This window comes from Candidatus Uabimicrobium amorphum, from assembly GCF_009002475.1.
GTDB lineage: Bacteria > Planctomycetota > Uabimicrobiia > Uabimicrobiales > Uabimicrobiaceae > Uabimicrobium > Uabimicrobium amorphum.
In genome coordinates, this window is record NZ_AP019860.1 from 6,478,076 (window position 1) to 6,494,375 (window position 16,300).

At 38.0% G+C, this 16,300-nt stretch carries 10 protein-coding genes; 7 read left to right on the forward strand and 3 right to left on the reverse strand.

The genetic code is table 11. From position 1 onward, the window contains the following. Positions 1 to 60 precede the first annotated feature (60 nt). Positions 61 to 2,010: a serine/threonine-protein kinase gene (locus tag UABAM_RS23015; protein ID WP_151970345.1), complete on the reverse strand. Its 1,950-nt coding sequence runs from the start codon at positions 2,008 to 2,010 to the stop codon at positions 61 to 63. A gap of 335 nt (positions 2,011 to 2,345) precedes the next feature. Here UABAM_RS23015 and UABAM_RS23020 point away from each other — a divergent pair, with 335 nt between their 5' ends. The 3 genes from UABAM_RS23020 to UABAM_RS23030 all read left to right on the forward strand — a co-directional run bounded on the left by UABAM_RS23020 (position 2,346) and on the right by UABAM_RS23030 (position 8,019). Continuing rightward, positions 2,346 to 4,241: an FHA domain-containing serine/threonine-protein kinase gene (locus UABAM_RS23020; protein ID WP_151970346.1), complete on the forward strand. Its 1,896-nt coding sequence runs from the start codon at positions 2,346 to 2,348 to the stop codon at positions 4,239 to 4,241. A 149-nt stretch (positions 4,242 to 4,390) separates the two neighbouring features. Then, complete coding sequence (locus UABAM_RS23025; RefSeq protein ID WP_151970347.1) at positions 4,391 to 5,935, forward strand: caspase family protein; 1,545 nt, start codon at positions 4,391 to 4,393, stop codon at positions 5,933 to 5,935. Between the two features lie 125 nt (positions 5,936 to 6,060). Then, on the forward strand, positions 6,061 to 8,019 hold the full coding sequence (locus UABAM_RS23030; RefSeq protein ID WP_173013514.1) for a serine/threonine-protein kinase: 1,959 nt from the start codon (positions 6,061 to 6,063) through the stop codon (positions 8,017 to 8,019). Between the two features lie 489 nt (positions 8,020 to 8,508). Here UABAM_RS23030 and UABAM_RS23035 read toward each other — a convergent pair whose 3' ends face one another. Further along, complete coding sequence (locus UABAM_RS23035) at positions 8,509 to 9,759, reverse strand: hypothetical protein (RefSeq protein WP_151966752.1); 1,251 nt, start codon at positions 9,757 to 9,759, stop codon at positions 8,509 to 8,511. Between the two features lie 212 nt (positions 9,760 to 9,971). On the opposite strand from UABAM_RS23035, the gene UABAM_RS23040 reads away from it, so the two are divergent. The 4 genes from UABAM_RS23040 to UABAM_RS23055 all read left to right on the forward strand — a co-directional run bounded on the left by UABAM_RS23040 (position 9,972) and on the right by UABAM_RS23055 (position 14,282). After that, positions 9,972 to 10,925 carry a hypothetical protein gene (locus UABAM_RS23040; protein WP_151970349.1) on the forward strand — a complete coding sequence of 318 codons (954 nt, stop codon included), beginning with the start codon at positions 9,972 to 9,974 and terminating at the stop codon, positions 10,923 to 10,925. 4 nt (positions 10,926 to 10,929) lie between these two features. Then, positions 10,930 to 12,906 (forward strand): caspase family protein, encoded by a 1,977-nt coding sequence (locus UABAM_RS23045; protein ID WP_151970350.1) that lies wholly within the window; start codon positions 10,930 to 10,932, stop codon positions 12,904 to 12,906. Positions 12,907 to 12,968: 62 nt separating this feature from the next. Next, positions 12,969 to 13,148, forward strand: a complete 180-nt coding sequence (locus UABAM_RS23050) for a hypothetical protein (RefSeq protein ID WP_151970351.1) — start codon at positions 12,969 to 12,971, stop codon at positions 13,146 to 13,148. An 81-nt stretch (positions 13,149 to 13,229) separates the two neighbouring features. Continuing rightward, positions 13,230 to 14,282 carry a M12 family metallopeptidase gene (locus tag UABAM_RS23055; protein WP_151970352.1) on the forward strand — a complete coding sequence of 351 codons (1,053 nt, stop codon included), beginning with the start codon at positions 13,230 to 13,232 and terminating at the stop codon, positions 14,280 to 14,282. 168 nt (positions 14,283 to 14,450) lie between these two features. On the opposite strand, the gene UABAM_RS23060 is transcribed toward UABAM_RS23055, so the two are convergent. Further along, positions 14,451 to 16,148, reverse strand: coding sequence for a hypothetical protein (locus UABAM_RS23060; protein ID WP_151970353.1), 1,698 nt, complete (start codon positions 16,146 to 16,148; stop codon positions 14,451 to 14,453). Positions 16,149 to 16,300 lie beyond the last annotated feature (152 nt).

Genomic DNA, 16,300 nt, shown 5'->3' on the forward strand with positions numbered 1-16,300 from the left:
TCTGTTGTATTATGGCAAACTATTTAATTTGAGAGAATCTGAACAGGGCATTCTAAAGCGTTACTGACCAAAAAATATTGATTTTATCCAACCTAAAATATCAAAATTGGTTATACCCAGATAGTTCGACGCCAACATAGCAACAAAAGCTGTGGAACTGTAAAAGAATATGCAACCTCCCATTTTCGCCACCCATAGCATATGCTTTACACATTTTTCCTCTATTTTAGAGTAATATAGTTTGCGATGTAGTTCTTGCACATCTTTGCTGTCACTACCTTTAAGTTTCTCAAGATGAACTGACGCTAGCTTAGTATCTTGAAAATCCAAAGCTAGGTCTGCTAGTTTTGTGTGTAGTTTTATTTTGTCTTCCTGGGCATTCTTATTTTCTGGCCAAAGAATAATCGCTTGTTCGTATAGTGTCATCGCCTGAACTAAATTTGGATATATTTCGGTTGGAGACAGCTTCGACTCAGGAAAAACATGAACTTTTTTTAAACCAGGTAACCATAGACTAGAGAACCATTGTATTATTTTTAGGCAAATAGAGATATAGCTCAAAAATATGGAAATTAGAATCGCTGAGAAAATAAAGGGGGCGGACAACGTCAGAGTAGTAATAATTCCGATGAAGATTAAAAAAGTATTTGCGGATACTATACTTTCCATCAGTGGCATCAAGAAAGGAATAGTGGGCAATAATACAAAAGCTATAATCAGACATCCTAGCCATCGTAGGGGTTTAGAAGAGAAATACCAATATGGAGATATAGTTTTTCCAGGAAATTGGATAAATACAAACTTAAACTTTTGCCAAAATTCCCACTTTGTATTAGTTTCAACATAACTCATTGTATCATCGAGTAAAGTATTGGCTTGAGTTGCTAACAATATACTTTCGTGACGCTGTCGATACTCATTGAGTGCTATTTGAAAATCTTCGACACTTTGGTAGCGGTCACAACTTTCTTTAGCCATCGCTTTGTGGCAAATTTGCCCCAACATTGGTAGTACGTCTTCATTCAAACTTAGCGGTTTACTTTCTTTGGCTGCCAATAAAACAAGCCATAAACTTTCACCTGAGTGTGGTGGTTTGCGATGTAGAATTTCATACAAGATTCCTCCCAAAAGATATACGTCTGTTGCATAAGATATGTTCTTACCTCGTCCCTCTGCCAACTCGGGAGACATATAACACGGAGTACCCATTGGTGTCGTTATATTATCTTTGTGTAAAGTATGTTTTTTATGGTGATTTTCGTCAATGTTTACCGCAATTCCCCAATCCATGACCAAAACTTCGCCAAAGTCCCCGATCATGATATTTTCTGGCTTTAAGTCACAGTGGACAATTCCCTTACTGTGCGCATAACTGACAGCATTGCATACGTTAATTAGTATATCTAAATGCTTTTGGGTGTCGTATTTTTTGGCTTTTTCTTTATGTCCTGGTGTTTGAGGATATAGAAGATCTTTCCACGAGACTCCTTTTACTAGTTTCATCGCTAAAAGAATATCTCCGTCTTTATTACGATCTAACTCGTGTACTGGTACTATGTTGGGATGTTCAAGATGAGCGGTGACTAAAGATTCTGACAAAAATTTATTTGCCTCGGTTCCCGGAATAAGTTTTTTTATTGCCACTTCGCGTTGGAGTTTTGTCTGCTCTGCCTTATAAATAATTCCCATACCACCACGATTAATTTCTTCATAGTTTTGATAGTCTTGGTCAACGTTGAAGTTTGCTTGAACTGTTGACAAGTCAGGAGAGGTTGTTTCTGTAACAGAGTGAGTCATTTTTTTTACAGCATCTTCAGGTTGGACAGTGGCGTCTTCGGAAAATGTGTCTGTTGGCGATGGACTGTCAGGGGGAACTGTTCCATCGCCAGAAAATGTTTGTTCTTGTGGAGGTACAGTCATGTCATGCGAAAAGGTTTTTTCTTTAGATTTATGAGAGCTATCTTGTTCAAGAATTTTTGACCACAGTGAGCGAAATGTGTCGTTATCCATAATTTTCTCTTTAAAATATTTTTTGAAAGTCCGACCTAACGGGTTTGGTGGTCGTGTGTATAGAGTCTAAAATTTTATACAAATAGCGATACGTGTCATTCCCATGAAAATGGGAATCCAGCTCCGAAAAGTAGGTTTACTTTACTGGATTTCGGATCAAGTCCGAGATGGCAAAAAAGTACAAAAATTAGTTGTTTTAGACGATGACCACCAAGCCCGTTAGAATGAGAGTGCCGTTTTTTACAGAAAAATAATTTTAACTAGTTATTTAATTATTTCTACATATTTGTTATTTTATTTTTTTTACATAAATATAGTCATAGGAGAAAAAATCGATGTCCCTTAGCCCCAAAGAAATTTCTAGTTTAGTAGATGAATGTTTAAATAATTTTCTTGCTGCGGAACAGGTGAAGCTTGCCCTTGAAAAAATAGATATTCATACGGGAAGAATCGAAAGTTCAAATACAGAGAGTATTTATTTACAAAATGTCATCAAGTACCTTTGTCGTCATAATCGCTTGGAAGAGTGGCTAAATGCTGTTGCAGATGATGGTTTTCCTTTTGCTGAGAGGTACCTTGAGTGCATAACGCAAATGTCGTCAAAAGACAAGCAATTTGGAAGTTACCGCATCATTTCGCGCGTTGGTCAAGGAACCATTGGTAATGTGTACCTTGCGCATGATGAAAATGGTCATCGCGTTACTTTGAAGTTAATTACCAAGGAAATCGTATCAAAGTTTAGTAATAAAGAGGAGTTATTGCAAAGATTCCAACGCGAATCCAATTATGCGATGCTTCTCAATCATCCACATATTGTGCGTACTGTTGATAGTGGCAACATAGATGGTAATCTATACATCGCGTCGGAGTATATCGTAGGTAAGTCTTTGGAAGACTTGTTAAAAGATTCATCACCACTACCTGTAAAACAAGCCGTGACAATTATTTCTGATGTATTACTGGGACTCGAAGAAATTTCTAAAAACAATTTGGTGCATCGCAATCTAAAACCTTCTAATATACTTCTTAGCGCGGATGGTATGGCAAAAATTGTCGATCTTGGCTTATTGCGTTCCGTGTCTTCCGATGCGACTTTACTAACGCGCACCGGAAACATCATGGGGACTCCGGCCTACATGTCTCCGGAGCAAATCAATGCTGAAAAAGACATTGACATTCGCACCGATCTTTACTCTGTTGGGGTGATTTTTTACTTGTGTCTATGTGGAGATTTACCTTTCCAGGGAAGTAGTGCCTTGGATATTGTTGAAATGCATTTGAAGTCTCCTGTTCCTGAACCGTCTGTTTCCATTAACAAGAAGCTTTTAGATTTTATCAGGCATCTTATGGAAAAAGATCGTTCATTAAGACCTGCTTCACCTAAAGATGCGTTAAAAATATTGGCTTCTATTCACGAAGATCCGGAAAGTACATTTGCGATTGGTCAATTGGGTACTATTTCACGTATTCCCATATCTGTAGAAAAGCAAGCGCCGGACGCCACTTACAGCGGTACGGGAACTATCGTAACGCAAAATGTTTTAACGCCTACGTCCACCGCTTCTCCATTGCAAAGTACCAAGCTAGTGTGTGAAGTTGAGGGTGTACAACATCGCTTGTTTGTCTATGCAAAAGATTCCTTACAAATCGGTCGCAACTCGATAGAAAAGGAACAACAAGATATATGTCTGAGACCTCTGCCAGCAAAAGGCAACGAAGATGGAATACGTCAGATCTCTGGTAAGCATTTTAAAATCTTTGTTCAAAATGGCAGTGCTTATATTCAAGACCTGGGGAGCACAGTGGGCACTACTCTCGATGGAAGACAGCTTATTGCCAACGAAGCGGTAAAGCTACCAGCACTCAGTACGGCTGTTGTTGCCAATGTGATCCATCTCGAAATATCCGTTATCGATAACTCACCAGCAGATACCATTGGTGAAATTGGTAGCTGTCGCTGTGAACCTAGTGTGTTTATTCGTCGTAAAAACAACACCCCACATCATTCGTATTTATTACTCGTAGGGAAAGCCGCACTAAAGTGGGAAGACGCTAGTTTTTGCGCGATGGAAAAAGGAAGCAACGAAATACTCAATGTCAATAATACACTGTGGTTGTCTGGTAGTGTCTGCGGTGACGGTAAAGCCGAACCCATTGGTGAAGGTTACTCTTTTTCGAATCAAAATTCGCGTTTTAGTTTTGGAGTGATAAGAGCCGAGGATCAAAAATAGAGTTGCTGCTTTGTATGAATAAAGTTATATAACCTATTGTCACACAAATAAATGAAAAGCTGGTTTCATAGAGCATACCTTATCAATGATTCGAAAGTTAGGACTAGCGATTTACTACAACAAAAACCAAATATTTAAGAGTGTAAATTATGACAGAACAAAGATTATCTCCAAAACAAATTCATCAATTGGTCCAAGACCTTAGTGACAATTTTGTCGAGAAAGATGAAGTAAAAAATGCGTTAATGGGAATAGATATCAACGAAGGCGCGATTAGCGATTCACCCAATGCCAAAATGTACTACACAAATGTCATCAAATATCTTGTCGGACGACAAAAAGTTGCGGAGTTTTTAGCGCAACTGAGTGAACACGCTTTTGTGACACCGTGGTGGGACACTTTGGGCGTTCCTCCCGTGGCCCCCAAACCAAAACCAGTGAAAAAAACACCACAGAAACCGGCACCTGATACAAAATCAGAGACGGTAAATTCTATATCGCAAGCAACAGAAGAAAATACAAGCTATTTATCTCGATTTTCTGGTCGCGCACGTGCCTTTATCGCTGTTGGTTCAATTTTATTGGTTGGTTATATGAGTTATTTGCTATACCCTAGCACTGCAGGTGTTGGGATTCCTCAAAAAACGATACTTTCGCATCTAAGAGGACAAACTCTCTTTAGCCAACCAACCGCGGAGAAAATGTCAAATGAAGATTGGAAAAAAGTCCTTACCGAAAAAGGCATTAGCGGCATCGAAAAATTCAAGGTAGTGAATTTAACCAAAAAAGAGAAGCTACTCATTTGTACCCTAAGTGACAAAAGCAAAATTGCATTCCATGCCGTACAGCGTAAAAACGGACATTTCCATGTATATCGCAAAGTCCCGGGAGAACATCGCGCCTTGCTGATTGCGATTAACAATTATAAATACTGGAATAAACTCAAAACTCCGCAAAAAGATGTAGCGGAGCTTAAAAAGGTTCTAGAAGAGAAATATAACTTCACACAAATTGACGTGTTGACAGACAGCGATCCGCAAAAATACACGGTGACGCAAAAAGCAATTATCAAAAGCCTAGAAAAGCTGAAAAATACCGTCAACATCGATGACTCAGTTTTAATTTATTATGCCGGGCATGGGGCATATGAAAAAAATGGTGATAATTCTTATTGGGTCCCACAGGACGTTACACAAGATGCTAGTTATCGCGTGGAATGTGTTCAAGACATTATCATTCGCGATCTTCTCTCGGAAATCGCACAAAATTGCAAACATTTACTTTTATTGTCGGACAGTTGTTATAGCGGACAACTGATTCGTGCCACACGCGCCGGAGGTGGTGGAATAGCGCGTCAAGTTTTGGGAAAAGAATCAGAAGCGCAGTTACGTATCGATCAATATGTGGTTGAAAATGACCGCAAAAAAAGCTGTCAAATCTTGACATCGGGAAACGTACAACAAGTGAGCGATAATTACAACAATAGCGGGCACTCACCGTTTGCATTTTTCCTACTAAAGAGACTACGCGCAAATAAACTACGTCACTACGACGCTTCACAGTTGGCTTTGGAGCTTAGAAAAGACGTGATACAAGCCAGCAAACAAAGCCCACAATTCGGTCGACTAAAGGGAATTGCAGAAAATGATGGCGAATTCTTTTTTGAATTGGATATTTCTCTCTTGAGTAAATAGGTTGGTGGCGAAGCTTCACATGTGCCCTTGAAACCACAGAAATAAAAAAGTAAACAAAAGTAAAACCGATGTGGCGAAAGGGCATAACTTTTTTTGAAAACCTCAATTTAAATCGGGAAGCGATTATGGATAATGATACTTTCCGCTCGTTATGGTCAAAAATCCTCGAGCAAGATAGTTTACACAAAGGCTCTACAAAGAATAATTACAAATCCGAAGAAATGACATTTTCTCACGATATTACCGCATCTCCGCAACAACAAACCTTTTCGGGGGATGGTACACTGTCCCCGAATAGCCCATCGTCAGCAACTCCTGATACATATGACAACACATTTTCTGGGGATTCCACGGTTTCTTCGCAGGACAAAGATTCTCCCCGCGAGACGTTTTCCGAAAATGCAACGCTAAATTCCGAAGATATAGAAAAAAAAGTGACTTTTTCTGCGACAGAAACCACGGCAGGGAAAAATGAATCACAAGTCCAAGTAGAATTTAATGCCACGCAAGACTACCAGAACTACCAAGAAATCAACCGCGGTGGTATGGGTATTATTTATAAAGCGGAACAGACAAAATTAAAACGTGAAATCGCCATAAAAAAGACGTTGCCAGATGCGGATCGAGGTAAATTTCTCGCCGAATCTTTGGTCACCGCGTACCTCGAGCACCCCAACATTGTTCCTGTACACGAAATAGATCACGATCAGCGTAATGAAGTTCTTTTAGCGATGAAGCTTGTTAGGGGTACTTCATGGAAAGATCTTCTTTATCCAAAAACGCCGGAACACAAAGACAAAGCCAAAGAGTACGATTTAGTAAAGCACCTACAAATACTAATAAATGTATGTAATGCGATAGAATATTCTCACAGCAAAGGAATTGTTCATTGCGATCTAAAGCCGGACAATATCATGATCGGAGATTTTGGTGAAGTTTTGGTGATGGATTGGGGAATTGCCGTTGATGTGAGAGAAAATCCTGACCAAAAGCGCACCGTGCATAAAAATGAAATTACGACTCCTTTGGGAACTCCGTGTTACATGTCCCCTGAACTAGCCGAAGGGCGCGGCAAAGACATATCGTATGCCACAGATGTCTATCTTCTTGGTGGAATTTTGTGTGAAATATTACGTCGCAAACCACCGCATACGGGGAAAAGTTTGTGGTTAGTTCTACTAAACGCCAAAAAGAGCAGACCCGTTTCTTTTTTCTCGGCGAGTATTCCGGCGGAATTGCAACAAGTGTGTCACAAAGCGATGTCCAAAGAAATTCAAGAGCGTTATCGCAGTGTTTTCGATTTTAAAAATGCCATTGCCGATTTTCTAAACCATCAAGAAAGTATCGCGATCTCCGATAAAGCACAAAAACTTTTGGTCGAAAATCAAAATTGGATAAAAGAGTGGAATAATCTGGATGAAATAGAAAAAAGAGTTCAAACGCCATTGCTATATGAAAATTTTATCAAAGCAACTTTTGGTTTTGAGCAAGCACGAGAATTATGGGATAAGAACCTAACAGCTAGGCGCTATGAACTAAAAAGTCGTTTGGATCATGCGAAGTTTGCTCTAAAAAATGGAGATTTACAACGCGTCGCCTTCCAAATGGATTTTATAAAAATGAGTGAAGATGAAGTTGGCCGTGACTATGTTGTCAATGAACTCGAGACAATAAAGGAAAAATGGCTGCTAGAAAAAGAACAAAAAAGGCGTGTAAAAAAATTAAAACAATCGATTAAGGCAATATTATATCTGATGTTTTCGTTTGCCCTACTCTTCCAGTTGCCCGCAGAATTGCAATACAGAAATGTGGTATTTACTACCATAGTTATTTTTCTCGCAATTGTACCTTTGATAACGATCATCCCCAAAAAATCGACGGATGAAGTAAAGAGATCCATTTATCTAACAAAAAGGGCGCATTTATTTGTTGTAATATTAGTGTATCCCATTGTAATATTTACGTTTATCAATCTGTCTCTGGAACATAAAATGGGAATTTTTCCCTTCTTGCTCGGGGTGGTGTATATTGTTTGGATTTATCGATTTTTTTTACCCAAAAAAAATAAACTGACTACGAACTAAAATTGTTCCCCAGTTTTAAATAGACATTTCACTCTAATGGACGTGTTGTATAAAGAAAAAATAAAACCACAGAGGTCACAGAGAAATTTTTTTCAAAAAAACTACAAAGAACTGTAGGTTAATTTAATATTTGAGTTTATTTAGGGTGTGCCATCAATTAGCTAAACGCGCCAAATTTAGTGAAAATATACACCTAGTGTTCCCTGGAACTAGAAAGCTCCCTCAGGGTGTCATCCCTTATTTGATAAGGGATTCAGGCGTTTTCAAGTCAACTTTGCATTGCTGGATTCCTGCGTTCGCAGGAATGACACCTTGTGGAAAGTTCCGTCCCAATAAAACTGAAGCCAGCTTCAGCAGGATGACACAGTAAAGGAAATATTCTTTAATTGATGCAGCTCATAATGTTGTAAAGAAAATGTTTCTATTGTTTTTTATCATTTTTCTCTGTGACCTCTGCAGAAGTTTCCGTAGTAGTCGGATAAGTAGGAGTTACCTAACAGAAGAAAGGGGAGAGTACTGCAACCGTTTTAATTTAAATGATTTAGAATCAAGAAAATAATGATCTCGAATATAACGAGAAAGTTTAGTAAGAGTAAATTTAGTATTTTTGATATTCCAACGCAAAGAAGGAGAAAGAGCAGCAACTTTCAAAGAAAGACGAGCAAAAATAAAACGTAAAGAACTGATGGCAAAAGAAGCATTTTGTGCGACATGATAAGTTCCATGATAAGAAGCAATGGCAAGAACATGCTTAAAGTCGCGAAACATGTTTTCGATCTTCCATCTAACAGAATGCTCTTGATGTATAACATTAGAGTTAACATTGGGGTTAGAAGAGAGAAAAACAGAATATTTAAGCCGACGAGTAAATGGGCAAAAGTAGGGTTTAATTAACAGAGCAATATCGCCGAGAATGTTATGCGATGCATTTAAACGATAGTACAAACCGATCGAATGACTATGCTTCGGAGGCTTAGGAATACAACCATTCTTAAGTTCTAAAACATGAGTATCAACAGAATCGATATTAACAACCCACGAAGACTTTAATGCTCCATAGAATTCAAGACCAAGTTGCTTTGCTAGTTTCATAACTTCAATGATGGAGTATTCCGAGTCGGTAACCATGCGCACCCCATCAAGAGTAAGACCGTTGGCATGTACATAATTATTTAATTCTAAAAGCATCTGTTTTATTTGCACTTTTGGACTTACATGATTAGGGTGCTGTTTCGATGTAATAAAAGTGGGGGCTAAAGGAAAAATGAATTTATCTTTTCCTACGCATACAGCAAAAAATAACAATTTTTGCGCATGCATGTAGCACCTATCTGTTGGATTGTACACGTTAAATGTATATGCCATTTTTCTTCCCCAGCGTTTTATTATCGTGCTGTCTAAAATTAGTCTTATTTTCCAACGACTCTTTGACGATTTCTCTTTTTTGCTTCTGTATTTTTTTAAGAACGTTACTAATAGCCCAAAGCTTATTTCTTTGATTAGTTGCCACCAATCGACATCTTTGTCTTTCAAAAGATCATAATATTTGTTTTTGTTCTTTTGTAACGTTTGTGAAATATCATTAATACTATCAAATTGAAATATTGGATAAAGTATCAGTTCATTTAGAGTTTCTTTTACTCTCGTACCATATCTTTCTTCCAATTTTTTATACTCTTCACTCTTGTACCACGGATATATTTCTTGTACTCTATCTATCAGGGGAATTCCTGTTTCCATTTTTATATCCTTAAAAAGGAAACTAATTTTTGAATTTTTGAATTTTGAATTCCCCTAATTATATTAAATTAAAACAGTTGCATCACTCTCCTTTCTTCTTTCTTCTGTTAATTCTAATCTTTAGCTAATTACTGAAACTCCTGCTCTGTGGTTTTATGGCAACCAAAAGCGTCAGAATGAGATATTTCAATTTTTGTATGATGGAGTACAAAATGCAGGAAAAAATTAAGTTAGAATCGATAGAGAAAATGCAACTACAACCTTCCCTTCAAAACATCTGCGTTATCTGTACCAAGGAAATTTCCTTACAAGAAGAAATTGCAAAAGATCTATGCTTAGAGTGCCAAAAAAAACAAGTTTGGAAACACCATCTAGCTAAATATTTAAAAAATCTAGCACTATATTTTCTAGCCGGCTGCATATTTGTCATTGTATTTTGGTTGGGAGTTGTGTACCGCTTCCCAGATTTTATCGGAATTATTGCTTTGTTTCTTTTCGTCGGATGTGTGTACCTTTTTTTTGAGGAATTCAGAACTGGATTTGCTGATCTTAAAAAAGATGCTTATTTAACAGAGTACTTTCCCTCTTCTCGTGGTCTTAAAGTCGTCTATAAGGAATATTTAGGCTTTCATTTCGATTCTGACTACGATTTCGGTCTACGACTTCATTTTCAAAATGAAGTCACAAAAAACTGGGTAAATGAAAGGTTGAAGTTATTAAAATGTCCCACATGTCTAAAGTCTGATTTTACTGTCGATGTAAGAACCAATGTTCATTCTTATACTGATATACCTGAATCGGAAAGATACGAAACCGAATATGCCATCATGTGCTCACATAAGTGTGGGGCGGCACTGGTTCTAGATGACATTTCCGATCTCGATCAACATATTAAAAACAAGGATGTTTCTCTTGTAAAAACCAATGAACAGTGGGAAGAAGAACTACGGTCTCAATATCAAAACCTTGGAAAATACCAAAAATTTATGGCTGAAGGCAAAAAGATAGGTGAGTTTAGAATCAATAGCACAGCAATGTACAAGGCCACAATTTTTTATCTCAGAGCATGGAAAAATAATCCTCAAGATAAAAGCGCCGAAGCAGCGATACAACAATGTTTCAATAGGCACCAAAAATATCAATCGGTAAGAGACGAAGAGGGGTAGATAAATGAACAGTATTAGATTACTGATATGTATAGCTTTTTTGCAGTTTTCCGTTTGTCAAGGTCAGGCTCTTTTTAAAGGTCCTAAACCAGGTAAAATTTCCAATTATACATGGAAAAAAATCTTAAAGGAAAACGGTGTACATGGTGTACAGCGTTTGGTATCGAGAAAAATGGGAAGAGAGTGGCATCTTATTTGTACTTTTGAAGATGGTACTAAGCAAGCTTTTCGCGCAGTCATTCGTAAAGATCAGGATAAAAATCAGCGTTATTACATTTACCGTAAAATGCCGGGAAAATATCGCGCTTTATTAATAGGTATTAGTGATTACAAATATTGGCGTGCCTTAAAAACTCCACGTAAAGACGTTACGGCGTTAAGAAGAATGCTATCGAAAAGATATATGTTTGAAAAAAACGAAATTCGTGTTTTAGATAAAAATGTAACTCGAGAAGCCATTTTTGACGCGCTTGGCGAACTAGAGAAAAATGTTCAGCCACAGGACTCCGTTTTGATTTTTTATGCCGGACATGGAGCATATGATAAACAAACCGCTGATTCTTTTTGGGTACCGCAGAATGCCAATCCAGAAAAAAATTATCGCGTGCAATGTATTCAAGACGTTGTTGTTCGTGATTTAATTATGGATATCGCAGAAAAATGTAAACACGTTTTGTTACTTTCTGATAGTTGTTACAGTGGAGCACTCGCATCGACACGCGGCGATAGTGGAATTGTACGTGAAAAAGATTACAGTATTCAACAAGCCGATTATTATGTTCAAAGACATAGTAGAGAGAAAAGTTGTCAGGTCTTAACATCCGGTAGTGTAGAGAAAGTTTTAGATGAATATAAAGATAAAGGGCATTCTCCGTTTGCTTATTTCTTGCTATGTCGACTACATAATAATAAGTTACAGTACTACGATGCTTCGCAATTAGCGATTCATTTGCGCAAAGATGTTGCCAACAAAACAAAATCCCAACAACCAAGGTTTGGACGTTTAAAATTTGAAGACGAGAAACACACGGATGGCGAATTTTTTTTCCAATTAAAAACTTCGGAGATCGAAAATACGCAAGTTATTTTTGATATCAATAACCTTGAAAAAAGTCAAATCAATAGAGATTACGACGCGTTATCGAGAAAAATAAGTAAAAACGGTATTTCAGAAACACACAAAATGAAATATTTAGCGGAATTTTTACAAAAATATCGCCATAAATCGCAGACGAGAGGTACCCAAGGAAACATCATCAAAGAAGTACAAGATAAACTTAATAGCTATCAAGAAATGCATACAGTAATAGATCCATCACCTCGCCAAAAGAAACCCATCCCAAAAAATTTACATATGAGTTCGTCCACTAAAAAGTTGAAAAGTGTTTACAAGAAAATTTTTACCGGGAGAGATTTACTCAAGAAGAAATATGTAAAAATTACCCCTAGATTCTATCGACTCTTTTATCAATCGGTGAAGTTAGTTGACCTAGCCCCTAGCTTTAGCGGAAAAAACTACATTTTAATCGATGTTCCACTGGTTAAGAAAAAGCAACTTAAAAAGGTAAAAACAACTGTAATTACCATTACGGCAAATGTTACACGCACCAGCGAAGATTTTGATCCTTATTTCTGTATTGGTGATGGAAAGTATGCGGTGGGAGCTTACATGTATGATTCGACAAGTGTAGAAGTCATTTATGGTAAGGTACATAAAAATTATATAGTTGCGCAACCTTTGGTAGCTAAAAATCCACGGAAAGCACCAAAAAAAGGACAAACGGTTGATTGCCAAGTTAAAATAACAATTGTCAATTCAATGACTGTAGTAGAGGCCAGTTTACTAGGGATCAACATGGTAGAGAGTACTCCATTCCCTATCGATGTGGAGAAAAAACTAAATTTTATGTTGATAAAAGACAGTAATGACGATGAATATCAAATCAATGCTCTTTCTTTTAAAGTTGAACAGGAGTATTGATTATGAAATGTGATAACAGTAAAAATTCAAAATTGTAAAGGCATGGTATTGTGGGGAATAAAATGGATAAGGCTGAATTTAAGTCTCTATGGTCAAAGATCGCTGAAAATGATTTAGACACAAAAGCAAAGTCATACAAAACTTATACAATGGTATTGATCATTCTCGGCGCTTTATTTTTGATGGCGATTTTCTTAAAAAGACCAGCAAGTTCGTTAACAAATTTCAAAACGCCCTCGTAATTTTTTCCAAAAAATACATTTTTTCATTTTGTACGTCGTATTGATAGAAAACGAAATCACTTTCTACCAAAGGAGTACAAAATGAAAAATATCACATCCATCACAAAATACACCGCACTATTCGCTTGTTTTATGATCAGTAACATTTATGCGGGAAATGCTATTTACGGTGACTCTTACCGCTGGGACAAAGGCGTTATCCCTTACCGCATTAGCGAACGATGCTTTCCGCGGCGCTCTTACCAACGTCAAATCGTAAAGCAAGCCATTGCACAGTGGAATAACAAAATGCCACTGCAACTCGTAAAGGCTTGCAACCAGTGGGATTTGGTGGTGTTTACTGCGACACGAAATTCATGTGTTACCCCTGTGGGTAGGCAAAGTGGTCAACAGAAAATACATTGCGATGTATCTACTCATTTTACGGTAGGGCATGTACTTCATGAAATTGGTCATGCAGCGGGACTACATCACGAACATGAGCGTGTGGATCGCGATCGATATATTACCGTTCATAAACAGTCTTGTCATCTAGACGATTTACCAATAACACATAACGCTCAACCTGTGGGCAACTACGACTATCAGTCGATCATGCATGCCCCGAAATTTATGGGAAGTTATATGCTTCATGCTCCTGCTGCCATAGGTCAACGCGATCGTCTAAGTTGTGGGGATGTATCTACCATTATTGCAACGAATTTTGATGGGAAATTGGTGCAAGCTCCTGGGTTACCAGTTGCGCTTGTACAAAATGGCAAACGCACAGCGGTAAACCGCTATGGATCGGGATGTCATTCTCCTTCAGCGGTCCTTCAGCTATCAAGCAAGGCATACTACAATATACCATGTGCGGAAAATATCTTAGGGCATAGGGGAGGTTTTGCCGAGGATCACAGAGTAGACAATGGTTTTTCTACACCATTTTTGGGAAGTCAGAGGCAAGTATTTTTGCAACAGCAACAAATGTATCGAAATGTACAACACGAAAATCGCAGACTACGTCACCGCTTACGTCAGCAAAAGCATCAGAACAGACAGCGCTTTGCGGCACAGCAAAGACGACAGCGGTTCATGCAAAATACTCACAGAGTTTTTAGTGGCTTACATAGACGCGGTGGATGTGGATCTTAGAGTAGAAAGTAGCTTAGACAAGTGAGATTTTAATTTGATTGTGTTAGAGGTTTAGTAGGATGATAACCGCGAGTAGAGAACAGGCGTTCTCTACTCGTTTTTTATTACTAACTTTATAACTTCATCCACACCTGCTCGAAAATGAGTTTCAACAATTGCTTTTGCTCGTTATTTTCCCCTCACAATGCGTACCGCAATGTAAGGTTGCCACGAAAATGTTTTCGAAATAGTCTTACCGAATAGTTTGTTCGATCCTGAATATTCCGCGACACCTGCCTTAAAATGAACCCTTATACCACCTATTTCTCTACTTTTTTCTTTCAAAAATGCGGCAACCGCTTTTTTGGGATTGTCGCCGTTGATGAGTGCTTGAAAAAAAATACCGATCACTTTTCCTGAGTACCCCGTGATCTCCTCTACCAATTTTTTCTTCTCTTCGGCAAAGTACGTAGAAAATTCGTCTATCACATTTGAGGTGAGTGTTTCTACAGATTCTAAACCTAATTCTTCTAACTTTGTTGCGGTTGCGACTCCACCACCTCCAAGGAAGTCAGCGCCAATAGCTCCAATGAGCTCAAGGAGGTCTGTTTCGGTTAGTTCTCTTCCCCATGCCACGCGCCATCCGCCATCTCTAATCTCGTCTTTTATACGCCACTTGTTTGTTTCGTAATCCGCCACAGAACCTATTTTTTTCTGTATTTTCTTTAGAGCTGTCTTTGCTCTATTGTAGGCTTTTTCGACATCTCCAAATGCTTTTTTAGCATCATCTACAAATCTAGCAATATTATCACTGTAGCGAGTTACCCCGTAATCACTATCACTTCCGTATGCGAAATGTATGGTCTCTTCGCCGTTTTTTATCGCTATAAACAGAGGTATTCCGTGTTTTTTCGTTTTTGTCCCGTCAGCATGTTTTTTGACAGAACCTGAGCCAAAATTGATATCTAGAGGTATGACTTGAAAGTCTCGGTGTTTTTGATCAGGAGTAGGTGACCTTAGAATCGCAATATCTGTGATCGGATGGTATCCATAGCCACGCTTGAAAAATACATTTACATATGCTGACCCTCCGCCAATATCATCATTACAATCGCCAACATAATTAACCGCATATCCCTTTTCTATTTTCGGACGCTCGGTATCGGCGGCAATAATTGCAATTCCGATAATTCTCTTATTAGGAGCGACATATTCCTTTTTAAAAAAAAGATATATGTAGGCGCCTCCCGCTCCTTCGTTCAAGTCTTGTTCCACAGAACTATGCTGTTTTGTAATTACCGTATATCCTTGCTTAACAAGATCGTACGGGCCTATTTTTAGACTTGTAATTGCAAGAACAAGTATTCTCACCTGTAGATTAATTTCAATAACGAAATCTTGATATTTAAGACGAGCAACAATGTCAATATCAATATCATGGGGGACATTTTTTGCTTCAAGTTTTCCATTTTGTGTGATTTCAGCGTAGTCTCTGTGCGACACATCCCATTTGCAACTGTTGGTAACATCTTTAGAAGACTCTGGAAAATAAGCCATCACATTGTAATTAGCGGATTTACCTTGATACAATTCTGTTCTACCTGTCAAAGACACTCTCGTTGGTATCTCTGAGGAAATAGAAGCACTAAATTTTGCTCCCTCTTCGATCACGGTGTTTGGCAAAATCGTAATTCTCTCACGCGCTTTTAAATAGAAGTGTTCCTCTTTGGCAATTGTTTTTGTGAAAGAATCGGCATTCGAATTCCATGTTTTGCCAATCGATTTACGAGGAGGGATATCTCGGAATACCGTTTTTACAGGTCCCGTGTAATTGGCGTATACAGGAATTAGTAGTAAAAATACGATACTAAGTACAGTAAATTTCATGAGGAAATTCCTTTCGTTTGCCATGTGGCATATTCTTAGTACTTTTCAATTTGGAAAAAAATTTGAGATCCATTGAGTCGGCTTGGTATTTTATTGTTGAGAACAAAGATGCTTTTTTGGGTGCTATTTTCTGATCCTAACGGGTTTGGTGA